This is a genomic window from Enterobacter sp. PP-008-ECC_S150 (assembly GCF_045257065.1).
Classification (GTDB): domain Bacteria; phylum Pseudomonadota; class Gammaproteobacteria; order Enterobacterales; family Enterobacteriaceae; genus Enterobacter; species Enterobacter chengduensis.
The window spans coordinates 157,032-174,695 of the sequence record NZ_JBJHHG010000009.1 but is presented as its reverse complement, the minus strand read 5'-3'; the positions used below and the strand labels follow the sequence as shown (position 1 = coordinate 174,695).

Here is a 17,664-nt window from a genome sequence, read left to right as displayed (position 1 = left end):
CTTACCCCTTGGCCTTTTTGTCCGGGTTTTCCGAACCGGCCTGCAGCGCATCCAGCTTCTGACTCAGTGCATCACGTACCGTCTCCAGCTCCGTGATGGTGCCGTTTGCACTGGCAAGCTGCTGCTTAAGCGCGTCGCCATCCTGGTTGAGCTGCAGAACCGTCGCCTCCAGCTCGCTGACGCGTGCCTTGAGGCCGTCACGCTCGGTGGTCAGGGCGGAAACAGCATCGCCGTCGCCAGCGTTTTCAGGCACATCCTGCAAACGAACCACAATCAGATTGGGATCGTTTTCCAGAATCTGGAGTTCGCTGTCGCTGAAATGGTCATCCGGCCAGGTGACAGTATTCGCGCTGTGGGCGATGCCGAGACGGCGAAAGCCATCGCGGCGGGCAGTGATTTGAATCGGCATTATGCGTCCTCCCCGGTGGAGCCATACGCCATCTGCCAGAAGCCGTAGCCACCATTTGCACGGGCTTCAGCACCGAAGATGAACTTCTTGCGCATAAAGACGTTGTCAGCGTTGTAGTCGGTCTGCTCGACAAAGACCGGTTTTTTACGCTCCTGATAAATCAGGGGCTTCACGGGTTTTGACGTGTCCAGAAGGAACCAGGCGGTATCTGACGTCAGCTCTGGGACAACCAGAACTTCAGCCGTCCCCTTGTATGGGTTTGGCGTATTGTCAGGGAAGCGGTCAGCCGTCATCAGATAGTTGGCATCGTCTTCAAGAGCCGGAGGCACAACCAGGATGGTCGGGCGAATTTTCAGGGACGCGCCTTCATCATCCTTCAGGCTGCACATGGCCGTTCGTGCAGCCCCGTAACTTGCTTTTGCGGCGGCAAGCGAGGTAACGGCAAGCTTTTTCGTGCCTTTGTTAGAGACCGACTTGCCCCCCGAAAGGTGGTCGGTATCAAAGAAGGGCTGACCGTCGTAGCAAAGATTGGTGAAACCTTTGCTCAGGAGAGCGAAGACGATATCGGCAGGCAGTTCTGCAGCGGACTGGCCCGCACCTTTCGCCTGCAGGGCATAGCCCATGATTTGATCGTCTTCGATATCGTTACGCTCAACTTCTACCGTCGCTTCCCAGTCTTTGTTGCGGATGGTGTAGTTGAACGCGGCGAGCGCTTTCACCACCTTGTCGCCAATCCACTCACGCATTTTCGGGAAACGGCTTAGCCAGCTGTAGTCGTTTTCTTTCCCGGTCGACGGCACCACCATGGCAATCTTCTGCCAGTCGGACGGAGCCTGATCAAAGGCGTTCTGGAAGGTCGCTTTCAGATTAATGAAAATCTGACGTACATTTTTTACGTTAATTAACACGGTTCTCTCCTTATTAAATCAGAACCCAGACGCCATCATTCTCAAGACCCAGCACCTTTCCGGCGACCGGGCGGGCGTTGGTATCACTGGTTTTGGCCACGGTCTGGCTGTCCACCACGTAGCAATCCTTGCCAGTCTGCGCCAGCGTGACCGGGTCAGCAGTGCTGTTGGCAAGGAACCAGGCTTTACCGCGACGAACCAGCACGCTCGCATCACCGGCTGCACCGGCAGTGTTATCAACCCAGCCATCACAGATTCCGAGGGTGGTATTGGCTGCAGTGGCGCTGCCTGGTACAGCAAAGCCCGCTGCGTTGGCCGCAATAATGTGGCCGCCAAAGAGTTCTGTGGCTGCCGCAACCGGGACGGCAAACAGCTGGCCGTCGCGATAAGGGGTATGACGATCCATTTCGCTCTCCTTTATTTGAGGTATTTCGCGACGCTTTCCGGGTCATTGCCCATCATTGAGCAGATGGCCGGGTCAATCGCATCATCTTCAGCACCCTGTGACGGGCGTGACGGAAGGCCTGCAGGCGGTTGCCCCTGAGTCTGACTGGTAGTCAGTGCGGCAATCTTTGGCGTTTTTTCGATAAAGGCGGTAAGACTGGCCGGATCGGATTTCGCCAGTGATGCAGCCCATTCCTGCTGTGCCGGAAGCAGACGACCGTCGCCGAGGGCAACCGTAATCAGCGCTTCAGCCTGCTGCGTGGCAAGCGCGGCGGTATTTCCCGCACCGGCACGCTCTGTCGCCTGCTGAACGGCTGAATGCATGACCTCCACCGAAACCCACTTAGCCGGGTCAGGCGTGTCGAGTTTCGCCGTCAAGTCGGCGATGTTCTGCGCGTTCTGGTTCAGGATATCCAGCAGACTGACCGACGCCGCTGCAGTCCCCTGGCCACCGGAAATCATGGTGATGATTTTTTGCAGCTCAGCCATGATCTCTTCTTTCGTTGAAGCGGTTGGCAGATTGAGCATCCAGCGCAGGTTGCTCAGTAACTCGTTGAGAAATTCTTCATCCATTTCGGTCTGACCCTCTGTGGTTAAATGCGCGGCCATCAGGGAGGCGGCAGCAAGTAACACTTCCTCCATCCCGTCGACCGCTGGTGTATTGGTCAGCGCGGCGTTGAGCAACTCCAGCACCTGACCGGTTTTGTCGTAAGAAAATACGGGGGAAATAAAGCGATATGCTTTTGCTGCCACCATGTCTGCAGCGGCAGTGGTCCACTCAACATCGACAGCAAAGAGGCCTTCACCTTCGCGCCACTCCAGCTTTTTGAAAAAGGCCGCAGCGGGAGCTGGCAGACCATTTTTGGCTGAACGTAAAGTCTGATGTTCATAGTCCAGGACATACGGCGTCTCGCGTTCATCGGCTGCGGCAATCAACCGCTCGGCGATTTCACGCGTCATCAGCCAGGCGGCACATTCGGTCGGACGGCCATCTCGGGCGCGGAATTCACCAGCCGGGAAGAGCTGGATGACACCGGGAGTGGCGGTGTTAATTTCCTGGGTGAGTGAAGCGATGAGTGTCTTTTTCATGGTGCCGACGATACGGCACCACTGCGGGGAGGTTCAGATGAAGAGGTTCAGTGGATTATTGCTGAGGATCGTTTTCTTTGGTTGTCGGCTTATCGGGTTTAGCAGACTGACGCTTCTGATGCCGGCGGGCAAAGTATCGGTCAGTGAGCCACTCAGCAACCTTTATAACCAGGCCCCCAAAGATGCCAATGAAAACCCACTGCTGCGGGGTGAAATAATCAAGGAAAGCTTTGAATGTGTCCAGTTGCTCGCTCCCGTAATGCATTTATGAGCCCAGACCTTTTTAAACCGCTTTTAAAAACGTCTGAATACCTTCTGGCCGAATCACTCTAGCACAATCAGACTGAACGCGTCACAGCGCCTTACAGGACGAATTTGCCCTCAGTCTAAAATACGTTTCAGATATTGCTCAGCCGTACTCTCCATCTTCTCCACGTCATCTTCGGTGAGATGCAGGAAAGGACGCGCGGGCATCTTAATTTTATACGCCCCGATAGTGTTCCACTGCTCGAAGTTGGAACGGGATTTTTTAACGAACCGGTTACCCACTGAACCATCCTTGTTCTGGCGGTAGTAGGCTTTCTGGCTGCGGGCCGGAATGCTGATTTCCCCACCTTCCTGATGAATGCGGGCATATTTCACATTGGTCCCGACCGTCGCCTCATCATTCGTGCTGTACTGCGTGATACTTGCCGCCAGTCGACCGCTCTTCTGGAGAATTTTACCTCCCCGGCGCTGACGGGCATATGCCGGGCTCCAGCCCATCCACGCGGGCCGCCCCTGTTGCGCGAAGTTTTCTTCAACCGCATCTCCCATAGCAGCGGCCATCTCACGCATCAGGGGGGCGCGGTTTTCCAGCTTTTTAATGAGTTCACCGAGTGAGCGCTCAAAGTCACCAATGTCATACCTGATGGCGTAGCTCATGATTTCAGCTCCAGCAGCTGCGCCGCGCGTTCAGATAACACATCGCCAGGGGTGACTGTGGCACCGGCGTTTACAAGCGACAGACGCCAGCCATCGTCAGACTGCACACCACGCACGGCGCGGGTGCCGTTCTGCCCGGACAGGAGCCACACCAGAGCGTCATCATCAAGCCAGACACCAGCAGGCTGACGGAGCAGAACGGGAAGCTCTGACCACATCGGGCCCGGAGCCAGCCGGACATCCTCTTCGTGAATACTTAATGTGATCGCACCGTTAACACCACGCTCTTCGAGGCGATTCAGCAGCTCAGGCTGGATACCGCCAACGCGCCTCAGGTCGCCACGGGTCTTCTGCCGCACGCTGACGGTGTCGACCCAGCGACGCACATCATCGCTGACGGCATCCAGCACAGCTGGTTCAGACAGGGTTTCATGGATAGCCTGAGAGGCAATCCGGGGCGTGGTAGTTGCAGATTTATCCATCAGGCGCTGTCCGAGAGAAGAGAGCCAGCCCTGACCCGGATTGTGCCCGAATCCGGCATCAGGCGTATAAAGCTCGCCGTTGAAGCGTAACGCCTTAACGTCACGGGTTTCTTTTGGTCCCCATGCCTGCTGTACCGTGACAATGTCCTGCTCCCATGATTTGACCTCAATCCCCATGCGGTCTGCATCTGCCTGAGTTCGGGCACGAATGCGGCAGCGGCAGTGGTAACCGTCAGGCGGGTACATAAACTGCCACACTGGATCGTCATAGCGGGCAGTGAAGCCATTGAGTCTGGCGTGGAGTGGCCGGGTGTGCATATCCATGACGGCCACGCGTTCCCATATGGGGCGAAATTCCGCGTTGGCCATCTGCTCCGCATAGCGACCGGCACCATAGGCCGCCTGCATATTGGTTTCAAAGATGGTCCGCAGACGGCGTGGCGTGAGTTGCTTACCCTCCAGAACGCCATCTTCATCGGCGACCAGCCTGGCACGGTCGGCGAGCCAGCCCTTACGGATCAACGTTGGGGTAATCTGCCGTTCGAAGTCACGAAGCGTGCCGCCGTTAACAATATGCTCGCGAAGCGATTTATGAATATCCTCAAGCACATCCTGTTTAAGGACGCCCGCCACGGTGAAACTGGTGGCATGGGCGCGGGCCTCAATATCGTGCCAGTTAAAGCCGGTGGCATAGCCCTTCGATTCGAAGTAGGCAATCGCTTCTTCGGGCTTTAACCCGATGGCGTACCCCAGATCAACATCAGCTTTCGGCATTGAGTCGCCCCCAGACCTCGCTGACAAACAGCGCCTGCTTTATCAGCTGTTGCAGCTGCGTATCATCCAGCTGAGGGTAACTCGCAGCAATGATATCCAGTGCCTCATCAGGGCTTTGCCCCTTGCTCAGGGCCGAGACCAGCGGAGCAATCAGCTTATCCATGGCCACCGCGATGCTCTCCCCTGGCGACGTGGCGCTGTCCAGCGCATCCTGAGCAGGGTCAACAACCTCGCCCGTGGTGCTCAGTGCCGCGAAATGACGGAATACCGGCGTGGTGCTCAGCCCCACCGGAGAGGGAGTTGCGGGCGGCGTCAGTACAGCTTCGTTCTCTTTTGGCACCGGAATCCCGACCTTTTTGTGTATCCATGAGGTCGGGATAGTGTCCATCCCGGCGCGTACCAGTGCGGAAACACCATTGGCGAAGGTTTCAATGCTCTCCAGCTCACGGGTATCAAATACCAGACGAGGCTGACGGCGCGGGCTGACGTTATAACCATTAATGGCCAGTAACATACGAATGAAGCCACGATAAAACCCTTCCAGCTGGCGGGCATCAGCGGTCAGCAGATCGTGGCGGACTTCGTTATGCACATTACCAAGGGCATTTGTTGAGGACTTGCCATCTGCCTGTGACGTCAGCGTGCCGCCCAGAATGACCTTTGATTCGGTACGTTCGCACCAGTTAATCATCGCCATGAAAGGATCGGACTGCCCCTCGGCGGCATCCTTAAATTCGATTTTGGTGTTATCAGGGATGATCCCCGAGGCGTTATGACCGATGCTGACCAGCGCCTCCATAAGTTTATCCTGTTCATCCTGGCTGGCCCCGGACATATACGACCCGATACGCGGTGGCAGCCCGTAGATTTCCAGGAACTCAGCGAGATCGCGCACGCTGTAGTTTTTAAACAGATAAGGCCAGACCAGTACGCGGTATAAGCCGGACTGCGCGATATAGCCTGACTTGGCGTTGTGCGTATGCACCAGCCAGCCAAACGGCCAGAGTTCTTCTCCACCCAGCGTGCCGGTGTTAAGGCGCACCTCATCCCCGGCTTCCGGCGTGGTACAGAACCAGCGATGCGGACGCAGTTTGATTTTGACGGGAAGCCAAAGATTGCCGTCAAGTTCCCACTTTTCAATCTCCTGAGCGGAAAAGCCATGCCCGATAGCTTCAGCCGCATTCAGGGTAATATCTTCCATCTCCTGAAGGTCAGCGAACCAGCTGGCCACCATCGCGGCGATCTGCTTTTCTTCCGCCGTCGCGTTCGGCGGTGGCTCGATGCTCCAGTCCAGAGTGAGCAGCGCATTCTTGCGCTTGGCCATTTCAGAAAAGATATGCCCGTCCCGCTCAACCATATCTTCGAAAAGGTCAGCCTGAGCCGCCAGGTCGCCGCGTTCAGCCGCTTCCAGCAGTCTAGGAAGCCGAGCAATGGTCATTCCCCGTGAGGGGTGAGTTGGCCAGTCACGCTGCAGCTCGAACGTGCGGGAGGTCTGGGGGGCTTTAAGCACCTCTTTATTAAGCGGGCGACCATACTGGTCAAGAATCTGAACCATTATCAAAATCCTCCTGAAGGACCGAACCTGTCCCCGCTATGTCCACGGCGGGGAACAGCTTTAAATTCGAAATTACCAGCGCCGGAAACGGCCAGCATCCAGAGCATATGCAGGGCATCAGGCCCGTCATCATGGTCAGCTTTGGGGAAGTGCCGGAGCTGGTCGATGAGAGTAGTCTGCGAAGGGTGCAGGCGTATCAGGCCGTTGGCCATATGTGGCTGCAGTGACTCAATGCGCAGGAGCTTATCAACCGAAGGCGTGACGGCTCTGGCAGGAACGGGGATACCCATCGCAGCGGAGCGCTTCACCAGTTCGGTGCGCAGGAACTCCTGGAACTGGACGGACTCGACCGCCCAGACGAGGCAGTTATATTCCCGCTGCAGCTCGATAACGTCAGAGATAATTTTGTCCGGCACACGCTTTCGGATACGCGCTTCAACAACATCCAGAATGCCGGTGAAGCGGTTGAAACCGCCAACCAGCAACGCAGAAGGGTCCCGGCTGTTGCCGTGTTTACCCAGGCTCGGATCACATGCGCCATAGAAACGCCACTCGTTAAGGCGGTTGACCCAGAAATTAATACAGCCGGTAAATGGCGCATCTTCGCCGCTGACGGGATCGTTCTGATATTCCGCATCAAAGGTACTGTGGCCATCACGGGCACGGATGAGCATCAGGGCATAAAGCGGACGCGCAGCCCATGACACCACGGCTCCTTCATCCATCTCAGCCTGATGCTCACGGTAGTACGCCTGTGCCAGCATCTGACCATCTTCGTCGTTGTTGCGCAGGATTTCTTCCCACTTATCCCACAGCGACATATTGTGCGGCCAGCTGATAAGCGCTTTGAACCGGGCCCGCGTCCATAGCGGATTTTTAAGGGTGCGGGAAAGCACGGAATCGTAGTGCAGGATTGTCCCGATATACACCACATCGAATTTGGCCCCCGCGCCGCCGAGCGGCAGTACGGTTTTTTTGAGCCAGTTATCGAGCTTGTCGCGTTGCTCAGGGTTACGCACCAGCTCATCGTTCTCGATATCATCGAGCACAGCCAGGTCAGGACGATACGGGCCATGGCGCAGACCACGCAGCTTTTTGCCACTACCGGCGACCTGTACCTTAATGTCGTTTCGGGTGAGGATTGTCCCGGCCTGCCAGACGCGGCCACCGCCCGTCGCTTCAGGGAAGTCCATCAACAGGCGGGGGTTAAACTGCAGCTCCGCCTTTATCGCCTCCAGCATCGGATAGGCCTGGTCGATGGAATCCATAATGATGACCGGGTAATGCTTGAGCGCCAGCACAATGCACCAGATGACAAAAAGCTGACTCACGATGGTGGATTTGGCTTCACCACGCGGAGCTGCGATCGCATCGTTCTGGCTCCCCGTGGCCTGGATGATTTCAGGCAGGCGCTTATAAAGATAGTTATGCAGCTCACTGCGGGCGGAATGGCGGACATAGTGCGGAAAATAATGCTGCACAAAGTATTCAAACCCCGTTACAGGGTCAGCAACGAGGCCGCGACGCTCAGCAATTGCTGCAGCGGAGGGGTCAAAGCCCACATCTTCGGCTTCAATGGTGCGACGCAGACTGGCGGAGAGTTCCGCCAGTTCGGCAAGAAAATCTTTGCTGGATAACTTAGTTCTGGCCATGATTAATTTGCCCTTAACAGCCTGTTAATGGTGATTGCGGAGGGCTTTATTAACCTCGCTGATGAAGCGGTTCATCGACTCGATGCCGGTTTTATCTCGTTCAACATCGAGGCTGTAGCAGCCTGTCGACGTCGCGACGGTTACGTTTCTGCCGCCCGCGAACCGGACGCCCAGCACGTCACTGGCCATCACATAGTTTTCACTGTTAACCCGGATTAACTGGTCAGCCATAGTGTTGCTCCATCTCCTTGCCGAAGGGTTCAAGGATTTCCACGAATGCGGCCAGATGCTTTGGATAGTGCTCGGCGACAAATGCGCTGAGCTTCTGGATAACATCCAGCGCCACCGCCAGCTGGCTTACCTCCGGCAGTATTTTCTTGTTTGCTGCGACAGCTTTGTTAAATGCATCAGCAAGGCTTGCCAGAAGCTCGACGCGTTCCCCCGGAGGGAGCTGAGACTCGGTTGTAAGCAGTTCCAGCGTGGTCTGATACTGGGTCATTAACCCGGTGAGAATGGCGCGGCCAATCTCTTCAAGTCCATTACCGGCCATAAGGTGAGCGGCGCGTAACTTATCCCAGTCATCGCCTGCGTCCTGTGCTTCCTTTTTCCAGCGGCGAGCTGTCGCAAATGCCACGCCAGCCTGAGCGGAGGCGATTTCGAGCGACATCTGGCCGAAGATATAAGATCGTCGCAGTTTTTCCCGTGTTTCCTGCGGATGCGCCATATCACAGCTCCAGTTTTGCGCGAATGAGCAGAATCGCTACCGTGATGACGCCGCCCGCGATGCCACCTGTAATCGCACCCGCAGAGGCACCACGGCGAGCGGCATCGTCGCTGATGGTAGTGAGACGAACATCAATCCGGCTCAGCTTGTCATTAATCCCGCCCAGAATGTCCGGGCTGACGGGAGCCTGCAGGCGATCGAGCTGAGCGGAAATCCGGCTCAGCGTTTCCTGTTCGCTCTGGCTGATTGTCGCGCGGCGGGTTCGGCGCTTGTGCCTGGCTTTCATTTGTCCTGTTTCCTGTCCAGTTTGTTATCAATGCGCTCGATAGCCGCTCGCAGCTCCCTCATCGCATCCATCATTGCGGTGTAGTTACTTTTGGCATCCTCACGGCGCTGGTATTCATCCCGGATGCGATCAACCGCCTTTTCCAGGTCGGTGATGTCTTTTTGCAGACGACGTATCCAGATGGTGCCGAAGGTTGCAGCCAGCGCCAGCGCAATCTGAAAGGCCATATCAAGAGTCATAATATTTTTCACTTCCTGTAATACTCGTTTATTGCCTGCAGCCTGCCCTCAAGGAGCTGGCACCATGCGCCGTATTCCGCTGAAAACGACACTATTCCCGTGGGGGAGAGTCCGCCACCGGTGCCTGTGGCCTGGCCGGAATGACCAGAAGTGCCGCTGGCGGTGGCTGGCAGATGCTGACCAGCGGGGAGGTTTTCGGTTCCGGGGTAGCCGAAGGCTTCACGGAAGAGTTGCAGGCCGCCAGGACCAATGCCGGTATAACCAGGACCATCTTTATCAAGTGCATCTTTAAGCCTCTTTTTAAGATCGCGAACAGTCTCGTCATGTGCCTTTTGTTTTTCAGCCAGCTCGCGGGTCAGCGCATCCGCTTTCTGCTGCCAGGCGTTCTGCTTATCAAGTGCAGCCTTCAGGTCAGTTGCATATTGATTCGCAGCACTGAGCCGCTCCTGATCCCACTGCCGTTCTTTTTCACTGAAACCATCAGTCAGGCGTTGCTTCTCCTGGCTGAAGGCCAGCGCCTGAGCGTCCAGCTTGTTGCCTGTGATGAAGGTGCCGAACCATATCCCGCAGCCTGTCAGTACCACGACGACGAGCAGCGGTTTCCAGCTAACCTTCAGGATTTTCAGGGCTGCTTCCCACATCGCGCACCTCTCTGGCTCGTTTGATGGACATGTGTTTTGATGCCTGGCTCTGTGCCACCCATGCGCCCAGATAGGTGAAATACAGCTCACCAGGTGTTTCGGGACGGGTTACGGTGATCCAGACCAGCACGAAGGAACTGACCAGGAAGGCCAGAAAAACGATGGTATCTGACGTTGAGAGACGACCGGTGGCCGGGTTCGTCACCAGATCGCGCAGAGAGATCGTCATAGCGCCGCCTTAGCGACATTCAGCCGCGCCACACGGTCGGCCTGACCTTCAGCCGGAGGGTTGATACGGCGGGTGACAGCCAGAAAATCGCCTTTGTCCGCCAGCTCGTTGCAGCCATTAGCCTTCCAGTACCAGGCCGCGCTGCGGGCTGCGTTGACATACTCCAGTAGCAAATCGGGGTTAGCGATGAGATCGAGACCCAGCGCCTTACCACAAAGCAGGTAATTATTGCGCAGGGTAATCTGAATCAGGCCACGCCCGCGAAAGCGCCAGCCATCGCCTGATGTTTCATTACCGTTACCCCCCTGATTCGCGTAAACATAATTCGCCATTTTTTCAGGGTTACGGGTATAACGGCGGGCAAATTCAATCTCGCCGGGCTCGATAATACGATTCTTATTGAGATCGAAGTCGCTGCGGAAAATACGCGCCACGCGCTCAGCATCTGAATAATAGAGATTTTCACTGAGCCGACTGAAACCCGCGCTTTCATGGCCGGTTTGAGCAATAAAGGCGGCAAGCCGAGCGGGTGTATTAATCTGGAATTCAGCGGTGGCTTTACTGAATGGTTCAAACCAGCGTTGCGCCATCACTGGCGAAAGGCCTGCTGCTCGCTGAAATTGTGGGAGTGTTAAAAGCATAACGCCATCCGGTTAAAAAAGGATGGCGTCAGTATTTCATCGGGTTAGGTGAATAATCAGGTGAAGGGGTTCAGTGGTTTATTGAGTAACATCAATTATCTCTACATCGTCACTTTCTTCAATATGTGCCGGAGGTGGGTTGTTAATTGCAAATTTACATTCCTTACCCTGTTTTATGTATGATTCACCCTGCGCATTCACAGCCTTAACATTATCAGTTTTTAATGAAGATAGCCTTGCCATCCAATATGAGTAAGCTGCTGCTGGTAACGTAGCACAAGAGCTAAAAGGTGTAGGGTTTAAAAGAAGATTCTCCCCATACAATTTTTTCGCATCCTCATCAAGGAGGAGGAAATGACGACTCACTGCAACAACTTCAGGTGTAAGATATCCTAGGTTCTTGTACATATCAAAAACAGCAGTTGCACCCATTAAAGTGCTCTGCGTTTCATTAAATATTCTTTTGGTTTCCTCAAGTTGATTTTTATAAGTTTCAACTGCTTTTGTATTGGGTACTGTTTTTGCTACTGCAGTAGTACTAAATACCACCAAGAAAAATGCCATATATCTCATTGTATTGCCCATTAGAATAATTTTCCTTGACTGTTACAATCTTTATTTTTCTGCTGTGCAAGAAGTTCCCACGCAAAGCGATCACTAAATCCATACTTAGGACAAAGAAAGGTCATGGCCATAAGAGAAGAAGAGCCTTGTTCACGCACTTCGGCGAACTCAGCAAGAAAGCGACGGTTACGTAATTCACGAAGGGCACGATCACAGCGGGGTAAATAGAGAACTTCGCCACCAAAATTCTTGATGAGTAACTGGGTTTTCTCATCGCCGATAGTATCGCGCAGGAGGGCTGCGCGGCTGGCTCCCATAGCGCGGAGGCCTTTACCTATCGGGAACGTGGTGCCACCAAAAGCAGACAGAAGCTGCTCGGTCGCCGGGAAGCCTATCAGGTCAGCTATTTGTATCACTGCTGATGGCAGCAGCTCCGTTACCTGTTCCAGATTCATTATTACGCTCCCGCTTTTTTCGCCGACTCGCATCAATGCTGAGAGCCTGCATGAGTTTGGTTAACTGTTCTGTCGTCAACCACTCGATGTATTTGACGTGGAACATATGATCGCACATTTTCTCGGCATAATTCCACGGACGTTTTGCATCTGCAAGTAATGCATGAATTTTAGCAAGAATTGATTCACGCGTTTTGGCAACTTTTGGGCGTCGACCGTGTTTTGCTGAGTAGCGAGGAAAGCCCTTATCATGCATATATTCCCTGACAGCCTGCAGTTCGTCGAGGGTGCATTTAGTGGATGATGTTTTACCGTTGCATAAGCGAGACAGAACACTACGGTAGGTTACATCATCCCACCCCAGATATGCCTGACCGGCTTTAATTGCCCCTATAAGACCTCGTTTTGCTGGCGTGGACATAATATTTCTCCTGTTGGTTGCCATTATCGCAGGCACTTTATGAAGTGCCTGCTGTAATGACTTACTTTAAAGGTTCCATTTTGCTGACGGATATACCACCGATTTTCCCTTCAACCCTGACAACCAGACGACCATTGCGCATATGCCAGGCTGCTGAGCTGGTTATTACAATCTCTCGCTCCGATACACCTGGTGTCAGGTAATAATGGAACTGCGAGCCAACGGGGAAGCGCTGGTTAAACGTCTTTGCTGTCAGATTTCTCAGGAGATGTTTCATCGGTTTCCTCCAGATTCGCATCGGTCGCGATAATGCTCAAAGGCCATAAGAGAAAGGCAAACCAGCAATTCTGGCGGGATAAATTAGCTAATCCCACTAATCGGACAAGGATGCATACCCAACACCAGCCAAGCGTTAAATACATCGCCAGCAATATGATAATGAAAGCTATATCCATCACTGTATTCCCCGAAGTTTCTTGAAAGACTCAATCGCCTTTCTCATATCAGCCTGAGTCCCCTTATTACGAACGTTGCGGTTACTCGCATCGTAATAGTTGAACCGCAGCTTAAGAGGCACCGACAACAACTCAACAACCTGGCTGTTATCACGGAAGAACCAGACACGGCGGTTGCCGTTATCCTGGAACTGGCAACCCGTTACGCTATGCATAACTCTCCTCCGTTAATGGGTGACGTTTACGGTGGATCGCAATCGACACGCTCTCCCAGTCCTGGTAAAGGAACAGCAGGCCCAGCTCACAGGCGCGATCAAACTCCCTGGTTGCGCCGGTGCTTTTTTCCCACCCGTTAAGCAGGAAAACAGCATCAGCCTGTTCAAGCATGGACAACGTAATTTGCAGGTACTGCTCATGCTGCAGGCCGTCCGGAAGAATGGCCGGGTTAAGAACGGTGAAGCCGCGCTCTTCAAGGATGCGTGCCTCAGCATTGAATTCATCGCGGTTAAAGTTGTGATAGCCGGTCATCGGGCCTGCAATGAACACCACAGACTTACGCTCAGATTGTTTATTTATATTCATCAGAGATACCTCGCATGATTTTTCCAGCGGTTCTGTGCAGCGCTGCGTTTCTTCTTGTCACACCACTCCTTGCCTGGCTGGGGTATCGTTGCTGGCCAGCCTGTCATCGCTTTACGGTTACTGAATTTGAAAGGCATGCGCAGCAGTCTTCTTGCTTTGCGGTTTGTCATTTGGCGGCTTCCTCAGAGCGGAACATCATGATTGTCAGAGCGCCCTTTGTGGCAAGACGAACGGTTGTACCTGGCTCAATGCCCTGCAGATCGAAGGCATCGTACAACTCATCAATAGCCTTCTGGCGACGTGATGATTTGCGATGTTTATCCCAAGATTTCAGGACAACTGAGGTAAACCACTTACCGGCCTGGACCATGATGAATAACCAACCCATGAAAGCGAGTCCGGTATTGAGAATTTCGGTGATCGTCATTTGCCATTCTCCGTTTGGGAAATGGATAAGAGCATGGCGGTGCGGCAGGCATTCCAGATTTTCTGTGCCAATAATTTATCTTCGATGTTATGCGCCAGCAGACTGACAATATGACCAGCCAGACCTTTTGGTATTCCCTCCGGCACTAGTGGTGCTGGCGGTGCGGCGTAAAGCATCACCTGACGGCGCGGGTCAGCAAATTTATTGGCATCACAACCAATAGCGAATAGATAGCCACTTCCTCCGTTATTTGCATCACGCAGTTCGTCCGCATCAGTCCACGCGACAGGCTCAGCGGCCAGCGAAGCCAACGTATTGGCGCGAGAGAGCTGAACATCCAGCTCTGTAGCCAGTCGGCTGACCAACTTTGCGATCTCGATTAAGGGGGTATCAGCCCCCATTGCTGCTGCAAATTCGTGGCCAGCCCGCACCAGTTCTTTGACTGGTGATGTTTCCAGTTGAGGCGAGGTTTTCATTTTGTCACTCCGATCTGTTCGCATTTATTAGCTGAACTGCTTACCGCGTGATGCAGCTGCGCATTGCGGCCAGCCAGATAACCCTCGTTTTCCGCCTTATCTGTTCCCCTGGCTTTGCCGGGTTTACGCGGCTCCAGCTTTTTCATGCCTTCGCTTAATTTCCTGCTGCGGTGACACTCCATCAGCGTTGTCTCCGCATCCGTGACGGCGAAATCACTGACAACGGCATAAGCACCGTTGACCCAGGCGGAGCAGAAGATATCTGCGCGGGCAACTTTGGTGGCCTGTTTGATGTTCTTGCGTAATGTGGAGAGGTAATCACGGCGGGCTTTCGCCAGTTGCTTACCCAGAACTTCGAATGAATATGCCGCTATCTGAGGGCGTTCGTCGGGGCCGTAATAGTGTATGGTGCGTTTTGCTGGCTTGCCCCACTGCTCAGTGCCATGGCTGGTATAAAACTTCACACCAAAAACGCGGGCGACCATCTCTGCCAGTATTGCCATATATTCCGGCATCTTCTCAGCATGAGAGGGGGCCTTCTGGGTAGAAGCTTCATTGATATCCATCAAATCAGCATCAGCCTCAGTCAGCTTGTGGGTTTCCATCAGACGCTGAGCGCGGCGGAGGGCAAGTGCGGCTTCTTCGGCGCTGGAGTTATTACGCGCCATCGCGAGCAGCTTTTTAATTCTCTGGATATATTTCTCTTTATTTTCCATTGTTCAACTCCTGAATTTGGCGTAAGCCAGCCCCTGCGGGTTTACGCCATTTTTAAAAGTGATTTAATTAAAAGTTATTTCAGCTAGCTGGTATCAGCGATTTAATATTGGCGAAATAAGGCTCCTGGTTTATTTCAACTACCGATACATCGCGGCAGTCACGAGCCTGGTCAACGGTGCTGACGACCTTACCGCCACGTAAAACCGGATTTGGCTGATAAATAAAGACGCTGCCAATCGGGTATCGCAGATTGAACTCTTTAGCTTTCATTCGGAATCCCCCAACCACGATTCGCCGCATGAAGACAGAACTCCATTCGCGATATTGCCCAGATAGAATTGACCTCTGTTTTCGCCAGGCTGAATGCAGTTTTCCAGGCTGTTGCAGCGTTATGAAAATCGCCAACTTGCTCAGCAAGTACAGCGCTGACTGCATAAGACATAAATGGACTGCATGGTTTACGGGCATGGGTGCGATCTACCAGAACATACATATCACACCCCCGCACCGGCAATATCGAGAGCAATCGGACGATATTCATCCGAATCACCAACACGTTCATACACGCGGATATAAGAACGGCTACCGACGACCTGCACCGCTTCACCGATTGCCTGCATGGCTTGCTGCCAGCGTTCATCATCAATTTCCAGGCGACGAAGTGCCAGAACGCGCCCGGTATTGATATTGCCTTCTTTGTCAGTATCAAACGCCTCATTGACCAGCGCCTTCAGCTCCGGGCGGGCACCTTCTGTCCAGTCAGCAAGACAGGTATCAATAAGCGCCTTTGCAGTCTGAATACGCTCGTCCAGGGCAATTCTGTCCTGCATGGCTCGCTGGATTTTGAAACGGCCATCAAAGCTGTAGAGCGTGACATTACCTTTTTTACCGCCTTTGATGGCCCCGTATTTTTCAGCCGAAAGGTCGATAAACGCCTGAATATCAGCAAAGGCGCGTGATTTCAGCTCACTCAGAGCAGAGGAAACGACAATCGCCTGCTCAACAAGTTCGCCAACGAGCTGGTCGCGATCGCGGTCGATTTCTTTAATCAGACTGACTGGCGTCAGAACGCCGCGAGCATCAGTCCAGTATCCCTCTGGAGCCTGGGTGGTAGTGTATTGTTTGATGGTGTTTTCAGTGGACATTGGACTTCCCCTTTTTCTGGATTGCATTACGGATTTTTTCGTTAACATGGCCCGCCAGACCATACCCCACAGTGGCTGCGACCTTCTGGGTCAGCTCACTGTCTTTTTCATCTGGAACAACCTGGCACTCCACACTGATGCCGCGCGGTGCATCGGTTATGCTGATCACGACTTTTGCCACTTATTTTCTCCTTCAATGAATAGATTCTGACCAGACGACACGACAGCCATCCTGGATGAAAAGGCCCTGGCGGTATTTACCCGATTTCCCCTGGCCATATTCGATGTAGCGGGCTTTACCGCTGCTGAGCAGGTAATCACACATGGCATGGCGCTGAATACGAATGACCGGCTGACCTTCCCGAACCACGATGCCTTTCACTTCCACGCCACGAGCCTGGAGGGAAACGACAACAGCTTCGGTACGATACAGCGCTGAAACCAGCGTGTTATCTGATGTTAAAGTCAGCATAAAACCTCCTTAAATCCGGATTAATGGATCAACATTTCGGCTATCTGATTGACGATATGACCGCTGACCGGAACATCATTCATTGCACTGGTACGAACTGCACCACGCAGCAGCTTGAACAGTCGGCGGGCATTACCTTTTGACGCGTTAAACAGCGCTTTGCTCAGGTCTTCATTCAGACCATCCGGGAGAACGCTGCTGGCGATGACGTCAATATCAGCACCCGGCAGGCTATGCCCGAGGTTGAGGGCGAAACCGACACGGCTATAGAGCTGTACGAGCTCACCGCGTTTGCCCTTGAGGTTCAGAATCAGGCGAGGCATACCAACCAGGACGATGCCGATCCCCGTTTTGTCATGGATGCGGCGGATAGATTCCAGCGCACGCAGAGGGAGGTTCTCAGCTTCATCAATAATCAGCACGCGCCCGGAGTCGCGCAGCTTGTTGATGCAGGCTTCGCTAAGTTCATGCATATTGCCGCGGGTACTGAGCCCCAGCAGGTTGCAGAGCTCTTCCAGGACTACGCGTGCGGTGTAGCCAGGGTCGGCCTCAATCAGCAACGCATCCCGGTATTTAGAGACGTAGGCTTTGCAAATCATCGTCTTGCCCAGACCGGCTTCGCCGTAAAGCACGTTAATATCACCTTCGACGTGCGCCATGCGTATAACATCAACGGCTTTGCGCGTTGTTGGGGTATCAACAAATTTGACGCTGATACGTGCCGAGCGCTCTTTTTCATGCTGACGATCGATAAAGCTACGAATATCGTTTTCCAGCGATGCAATATCGCCGTCGTATTTATTATTCAGGTACTGGCTGATTACGGCAGAGCTCTTACCAATAGCGCGGGCGACCTGCGTTTGGTTAAGACCTTTTGCTTTCATCAGTTCGACAAGTTCATTTTTAGCTGACATAATTACTTCCTCTGTTTTAGTAAATCAGCGGCCTGTGAT

32 protein-coding genes are annotated in these 17,664 nt (G+C 53.6%); all 32 read right to left on the bottom strand.

Annotated elements, in window-relative coordinates; genetic code table 11:
- Window position 1: 1 nt before the first annotated feature.
- The 32 genes from ACJBF3_RS12375 to ACJBF3_RS12220 all read right to left on the bottom strand — a co-directional run bounded on the left by ACJBF3_RS12375 (window position 2) and on the right by ACJBF3_RS12220 (window position 17,625).
- Complete coding sequence (locus ACJBF3_RS12375; RefSeq protein ID WP_045261516.1) at window positions 2–409, bottom strand: HI1506-related protein; 408 nt, start codon at window positions 407–409, stop codon at window positions 2–4.
- Window positions 409–1,317, bottom strand: a complete 909-nt coding sequence (locus ACJBF3_RS12370) for a Mu-like prophage major head subunit gpT family protein (protein ID WP_406545106.1) — start codon at window positions 1,315–1,317, stop codon at window positions 409–411. Before ACJBF3_RS12370 ends, ACJBF3_RS12375 begins: the two co-directional genes overlap by 1 nt.
- 13 nt (window positions 1,318–1,330) lie before the next feature.
- The gene (locus ACJBF3_RS12365; RefSeq protein WP_045261517.1) at window positions 1,331–1,723 is read right to left on the bottom strand and encodes a hypothetical protein; all 393 of its coding nucleotides are present in this window, start codon (window positions 1,721–1,723) and stop codon (window positions 1,331–1,333) included.
- An 11-nt stretch (window positions 1,724–1,734) separates the two neighbouring features.
- A complete protein-coding gene (locus ACJBF3_RS12360) occupies window positions 1,735–2,850 on the bottom strand; it encodes a phage protease (RefSeq protein WP_096218649.1) in 1,116 nt (371 codons plus the stop codon).
- Window positions 2,851–2,905: 55 nt separating this feature from the next.
- On the bottom strand, window positions 2,906–3,115 hold the full coding sequence (locus ACJBF3_RS12355; RefSeq protein WP_063161512.1) for a phage holin: 210 nt from the start codon (window positions 3,113–3,115) through the stop codon (window positions 2,906–2,908).
- Between the two features lie 116 nt (window positions 3,116–3,231).
- Entirely contained in the window at window positions 3,232–3,774 is a 543-nt protein-coding gene (locus ACJBF3_RS12350) for a phage virion morphogenesis protein (protein WP_047063499.1), read from the bottom strand.
- On the bottom strand, window positions 3,771–5,030 hold the full coding sequence (locus tag ACJBF3_RS12345; RefSeq protein WP_130938585.1) for a phage minor head protein: 1,260 nt from the start codon (window positions 5,028–5,030) through the stop codon (window positions 3,771–3,773). Before ACJBF3_RS12345 ends, ACJBF3_RS12350 begins: the two co-directional genes overlap by 4 nt.
- Entirely contained in the window at window positions 5,017–6,585 is a 1,569-nt protein-coding gene (locus tag ACJBF3_RS12340) for a DUF935 domain-containing protein (protein WP_060570694.1), read from the bottom strand. The genes ACJBF3_RS12345 and ACJBF3_RS12340 overlap by 14 nt, the downstream gene beginning before the upstream one ends.
- Before the next feature lie 2 nt (window positions 6,586–6,587).
- Window positions 6,588–8,237 (bottom strand): phage terminase large subunit, encoded by a 1,650-nt coding sequence (gene terL, locus ACJBF3_RS12335; RefSeq protein ID WP_023311732.1) that lies wholly within the window; start codon window positions 8,235–8,237, stop codon window positions 6,588–6,590.
- Between the two features lie 24 nt (window positions 8,238–8,261).
- Entirely contained in the window at window positions 8,262–8,468 is a 207-nt protein-coding gene (locus ACJBF3_RS12330; protein ID WP_023311731.1) for a hypothetical protein, read from the bottom strand.
- The gene (locus ACJBF3_RS12325) at window positions 8,461–8,961 is read right to left on the bottom strand and encodes a DUF1804 family protein (protein WP_000941096.1); all 501 of its coding nucleotides are present in this window, start codon (window positions 8,959–8,961) and stop codon (window positions 8,461–8,463) included. The genes ACJBF3_RS12330 and ACJBF3_RS12325 overlap by 8 nt, the downstream gene beginning before the upstream one ends.
- A 1-nt stretch (window position 8,962) precedes the next feature.
- Window positions 8,963–9,247, bottom strand: coding sequence for a hypothetical protein (locus ACJBF3_RS12320; RefSeq protein ID WP_021567611.1), 285 nt, complete (start codon window positions 9,245–9,247; stop codon window positions 8,963–8,965).
- The gene (locus ACJBF3_RS12315; protein WP_000171281.1) at window positions 9,244–9,486 is read right to left on the bottom strand and encodes a hypothetical protein; all 243 of its coding nucleotides are present in this window, start codon (window positions 9,484–9,486) and stop codon (window positions 9,244–9,246) included. The genes ACJBF3_RS12320 and ACJBF3_RS12315 overlap by 4 nt, the downstream gene beginning before the upstream one ends.
- Before the next feature lie 8 nt (window positions 9,487–9,494).
- The gene (locus ACJBF3_RS12310) at window positions 9,495–10,127 is read right to left on the bottom strand and encodes a hypothetical protein (RefSeq protein WP_406545101.1); all 633 of its coding nucleotides are present in this window, start codon (window positions 10,125–10,127) and stop codon (window positions 9,495–9,497) included.
- Complete coding sequence (locus tag ACJBF3_RS12305) at window positions 10,093–10,356, bottom strand: DUF2644 domain-containing protein (RefSeq protein WP_023063181.1); 264 nt, start codon at window positions 10,354–10,356, stop codon at window positions 10,093–10,095. The genes ACJBF3_RS12310 and ACJBF3_RS12305 overlap by 35 nt, the downstream gene beginning before the upstream one ends.
- Window positions 10,353–10,997: a glycoside hydrolase family 19 protein gene (locus tag ACJBF3_RS12300; protein WP_075200113.1), complete on the bottom strand. Its 645-nt coding sequence runs from the start codon at window positions 10,995–10,997 to the stop codon at window positions 10,353–10,355. Before ACJBF3_RS12300 ends, ACJBF3_RS12305 begins: the two co-directional genes overlap by 4 nt.
- A gap of 78 nt (window positions 10,998–11,075) precedes the next feature.
- Window positions 11,076–11,582 (bottom strand): hypothetical protein, encoded by a 507-nt coding sequence (locus ACJBF3_RS12295; protein WP_075200114.1) that lies wholly within the window; start codon window positions 11,580–11,582, stop codon window positions 11,076–11,078.
- A complete protein-coding gene (locus tag ACJBF3_RS12290) occupies window positions 11,582–12,016 on the bottom strand; it encodes a Mor transcription activator family protein (protein WP_039262135.1) in 435 nt (144 codons plus the stop codon). The genes ACJBF3_RS12295 and ACJBF3_RS12290 overlap by 1 nt, the downstream gene beginning before the upstream one ends.
- A complete protein-coding gene (locus tag ACJBF3_RS12285; RefSeq protein WP_075200115.1) occupies window positions 11,961–12,437 on the bottom strand; it encodes a gp16 family protein in 477 nt (158 codons plus the stop codon). The genes ACJBF3_RS12290 and ACJBF3_RS12285 overlap by 56 nt, the downstream gene beginning before the upstream one ends.
- A 61-nt stretch (window positions 12,438–12,498) precedes the next feature.
- Window positions 12,499–12,714 carry a hypothetical protein gene (locus ACJBF3_RS12280; RefSeq protein WP_075200116.1) on the bottom strand — a complete coding sequence of 72 codons (216 nt, stop codon included), beginning with the start codon at window positions 12,712–12,714 and terminating at the stop codon, window positions 12,499–12,501.
- A gap of 177 nt (window positions 12,715–12,891) precedes the next feature.
- On the bottom strand, window positions 12,892–13,107 hold the full coding sequence (locus ACJBF3_RS12275) for a hypothetical protein (protein WP_023063185.1): 216 nt from the start codon (window positions 13,105–13,107) through the stop codon (window positions 12,892–12,894).
- Complete coding sequence (locus ACJBF3_RS12270; protein ID WP_038637780.1) at window positions 13,100–13,474, bottom strand: DUF4406 domain-containing protein; 375 nt, start codon at window positions 13,472–13,474, stop codon at window positions 13,100–13,102. The genes ACJBF3_RS12275 and ACJBF3_RS12270 overlap by 8 nt, the downstream gene beginning before the upstream one ends.
- The gene (locus tag ACJBF3_RS12265; protein WP_406545098.1) at window positions 13,474–13,644 is read right to left on the bottom strand and encodes a hypothetical protein; all 171 of its coding nucleotides are present in this window, start codon (window positions 13,642–13,644) and stop codon (window positions 13,474–13,476) included. Before ACJBF3_RS12265 ends, ACJBF3_RS12270 begins: the two co-directional genes overlap by 1 nt.
- Window positions 13,641–13,901 carry a DUF4752 family protein gene (locus ACJBF3_RS12260; protein WP_038637777.1) on the bottom strand — a complete coding sequence of 87 codons (261 nt, stop codon included), beginning with the start codon at window positions 13,899–13,901 and terminating at the stop codon, window positions 13,641–13,643. The genes ACJBF3_RS12265 and ACJBF3_RS12260 overlap by 4 nt, the downstream gene beginning before the upstream one ends.
- Window positions 13,898–14,377 (bottom strand): hypothetical protein, encoded by a 480-nt coding sequence (locus tag ACJBF3_RS12255; RefSeq protein ID WP_051594506.1) that lies wholly within the window; start codon window positions 14,375–14,377, stop codon window positions 13,898–13,900. The genes ACJBF3_RS12260 and ACJBF3_RS12255 overlap by 4 nt, the downstream gene beginning before the upstream one ends.
- Entirely contained in the window at window positions 14,374–15,093 is a 720-nt protein-coding gene (locus ACJBF3_RS12250) for a DUF2786 domain-containing protein (RefSeq protein ID WP_406545096.1), read from the bottom strand. Before ACJBF3_RS12250 ends, ACJBF3_RS12255 begins: the two co-directional genes overlap by 4 nt.
- 79 nt (window positions 15,094–15,172) lie before the next feature.
- Window positions 15,173–15,364 (bottom strand): hypothetical protein, encoded by a 192-nt coding sequence (locus ACJBF3_RS12245; RefSeq protein ID WP_406545095.1) that lies wholly within the window; start codon window positions 15,362–15,364, stop codon window positions 15,173–15,175.
- Complete coding sequence (locus ACJBF3_RS12240) at window positions 15,354–15,587, bottom strand: ANR family transcriptional regulator (RefSeq protein WP_001568899.1); 234 nt, start codon at window positions 15,585–15,587, stop codon at window positions 15,354–15,356. Before ACJBF3_RS12240 ends, ACJBF3_RS12245 begins: the two co-directional genes overlap by 11 nt.
- A gap of 1 nt (window position 15,588) precedes the next feature.
- Window positions 15,589–16,239: a DUF3164 family protein gene (locus ACJBF3_RS12235; RefSeq protein WP_406545093.1), complete on the bottom strand. Its 651-nt coding sequence runs from the start codon at window positions 16,237–16,239 to the stop codon at window positions 15,589–15,591.
- Complete coding sequence (locus tag ACJBF3_RS12230) at window positions 16,229–16,420, bottom strand: hypothetical protein (RefSeq protein ID WP_063616981.1); 192 nt, start codon at window positions 16,418–16,420, stop codon at window positions 16,229–16,231. Before ACJBF3_RS12230 ends, ACJBF3_RS12235 begins: the two co-directional genes overlap by 11 nt.
- Window positions 16,421–16,432: 12 nt before the next feature.
- Window positions 16,433–16,711, bottom strand: a complete 279-nt coding sequence (locus ACJBF3_RS12225) for a hypothetical protein (protein WP_406545091.1) — start codon at window positions 16,709–16,711, stop codon at window positions 16,433–16,435.
- Window positions 16,712–16,731: 20 nt separating this feature from the next.
- Window positions 16,732–17,625, bottom strand: coding sequence for an AAA family ATPase (locus ACJBF3_RS12220; RefSeq protein ID WP_061548759.1), 894 nt, complete (start codon window positions 17,623–17,625; stop codon window positions 16,732–16,734).
- Window positions 17,626–17,664 lie beyond the last annotated feature (39 nt).

What these genes read in the sequence shown, in the direction of transcription:
- ACJBF3_RS12375 (WP_045261516.1), bottom strand. Translation starts at nt 409, where the DNA reads ATGCCGATTCAAATCACTGCCCGCCGCGATGGCTTTCGCCGTCTCGGC.
- ACJBF3_RS12365 (WP_045261517.1), bottom strand. Translation starts at nt 1,723, where the DNA reads ATGGATCGTCATACCCCTTATCGCGACGGCCAGCTGTTTGCCGTCCCG.
- ACJBF3_RS12360 (WP_096218649.1), bottom strand. Translation starts at nt 2,850, where the DNA reads ATGAAAAAGACACTCATCGCTTCACTCACCCAGGAAATTAACACCGCC.
- ACJBF3_RS12355 (WP_063161512.1), bottom strand. Translation starts at nt 3,115, where the DNA reads ATGCATTACGGGAGCGAGCAACTGGACACATTCAAAGCTTTCCTTGAT.
- ACJBF3_RS12350 (WP_047063499.1), bottom strand. Translation starts at nt 3,774, where the DNA reads ATGAGCTACGCCATCAGGTATGACATTGGTGACTTTGAGCGCTCACTC.
- ACJBF3_RS12345 (WP_130938585.1), bottom strand. Translation starts at nt 5,030, where the DNA reads ATGCCGAAAGCTGATGTTGATCTGGGGTACGCCATCGGGTTAAAGCCC.
- ACJBF3_RS12340 (WP_060570694.1), bottom strand. Translation starts at nt 6,585, where the DNA reads ATGGTTCAGATTCTTGACCAGTATGGTCGCCCGCTTAATAAAGAGGTG.
- terL (WP_023311732.1), bottom strand. Translation starts at nt 8,237, where the DNA reads ATGGCCAGAACTAAGTTATCCAGCAAAGATTTTCTTGCCGAACTGGCG.
- ACJBF3_RS12330 (WP_023311731.1), bottom strand. Translation starts at nt 8,468, where the DNA reads ATGGCTGACCAGTTAATCCGGGTTAACAGTGAAAACTATGTGATGGCC.
- ACJBF3_RS12325 (WP_000941096.1), bottom strand. Translation starts at nt 8,961, where the DNA reads ATGGCGCATCCGCAGGAAACACGGGAAAAACTGCGACGATCTTATATC.
- ACJBF3_RS12320 (WP_021567611.1), bottom strand. Translation starts at nt 9,247, where the DNA reads ATGAAAGCCAGGCACAAGCGCCGAACCCGCCGCGCGACAATCAGCCAG.
- ACJBF3_RS12315 (WP_000171281.1), bottom strand. Translation starts at nt 9,486, where the DNA reads ATGACTCTTGATATGGCCTTTCAGATTGCGCTGGCGCTGGCTGCAACC.
- ACJBF3_RS12310 (WP_406545101.1), bottom strand. Translation starts at nt 10,127, where the DNA reads ATGTGGGAAGCAGCCCTGAAAATCCTGAAGGTTAGCTGGAAACCGCTG.
- ACJBF3_RS12305 (WP_023063181.1), bottom strand. Translation starts at nt 10,356, where the DNA reads ATGACGATCTCTCTGCGCGATCTGGTGACGAACCCGGCCACCGGTCGT.
- ACJBF3_RS12300 (WP_075200113.1), bottom strand. Translation starts at nt 10,997, where the DNA reads ATGCTTTTAACACTCCCACAATTTCAGCGAGCAGCAGGCCTTTCGCCA.
- ACJBF3_RS12295 (WP_075200114.1), bottom strand. Translation starts at nt 11,582, where the DNA reads ATGGGCAATACAATGAGATATATGGCATTTTTCTTGGTGGTATTTAGT.
- ACJBF3_RS12290 (WP_039262135.1), bottom strand. Translation starts at nt 12,016, where the DNA reads ATGAATCTGGAACAGGTAACGGAGCTGCTGCCATCAGCAGTGATACAA.
- ACJBF3_RS12285 (WP_075200115.1), bottom strand. Translation starts at nt 12,437, where the DNA reads ATGTCCACGCCAGCAAAACGAGGTCTTATAGGGGCAATTAAAGCCGGT.
- ACJBF3_RS12280 (WP_075200116.1), bottom strand. Translation starts at nt 12,714, where the DNA reads ATGAAACATCTCCTGAGAAATCTGACAGCAAAGACGTTTAACCAGCGC.
- ACJBF3_RS12275 (WP_023063185.1), bottom strand. Translation starts at nt 13,107, where the DNA reads ATGCATAGCGTAACGGGTTGCCAGTTCCAGGATAACGGCAACCGCCGT.
- ACJBF3_RS12270 (WP_038637780.1), bottom strand. Translation starts at nt 13,474, where the DNA reads ATGAATATAAATAAACAATCTGAGCGTAAGTCTGTGGTGTTCATTGCA.
- ACJBF3_RS12265 (WP_406545098.1), bottom strand. Translation starts at nt 13,644, where the DNA reads ATGACAAACCGCAAAGCAAGAAGACTGCTGCGCATGCCTTTCAAATTC.
- ACJBF3_RS12260 (WP_038637777.1), bottom strand. Translation starts at nt 13,901, where the DNA reads ATGACGATCACCGAAATTCTCAATACCGGACTCGCTTTCATGGGTTGG.
- ACJBF3_RS12255 (WP_051594506.1), bottom strand. Translation starts at nt 14,377, where the DNA reads ATGAAAACCTCGCCTCAACTGGAAACATCACCAGTCAAAGAACTGGTG.
- ACJBF3_RS12250 (WP_406545096.1), bottom strand. Translation starts at nt 15,093, where the DNA reads ATGGAAAATAAAGAGAAATATATCCAGAGAATTAAAAAGCTGCTCGCG.
- ACJBF3_RS12245 (WP_406545095.1), bottom strand. Translation starts at nt 15,364, where the DNA reads ATGAAAGCTAAAGAGTTCAATCTGCGATACCCGATTGGCAGCGTCTTT.
- ACJBF3_RS12240 (WP_001568899.1), bottom strand. Translation starts at nt 15,587, where the DNA reads ATGTATGTTCTGGTAGATCGCACCCATGCCCGTAAACCATGCAGTCCA.
- ACJBF3_RS12235 (WP_406545093.1), bottom strand. Translation starts at nt 16,239, where the DNA reads ATGTCCACTGAAAACACCATCAAACAATACACTACCACCCAGGCTCCA.
- ACJBF3_RS12225 (WP_406545091.1), bottom strand. Translation starts at nt 16,711, where the DNA reads ATGCTGACTTTAACATCAGATAACACGCTGGTTTCAGCGCTGTATCGT.
- ACJBF3_RS12220 (WP_061548759.1), bottom strand. Translation starts at nt 17,625, where the DNA reads ATGTCAGCTAAAAATGAACTTGTCGAACTGATGAAAGCAAAAGGTCTT.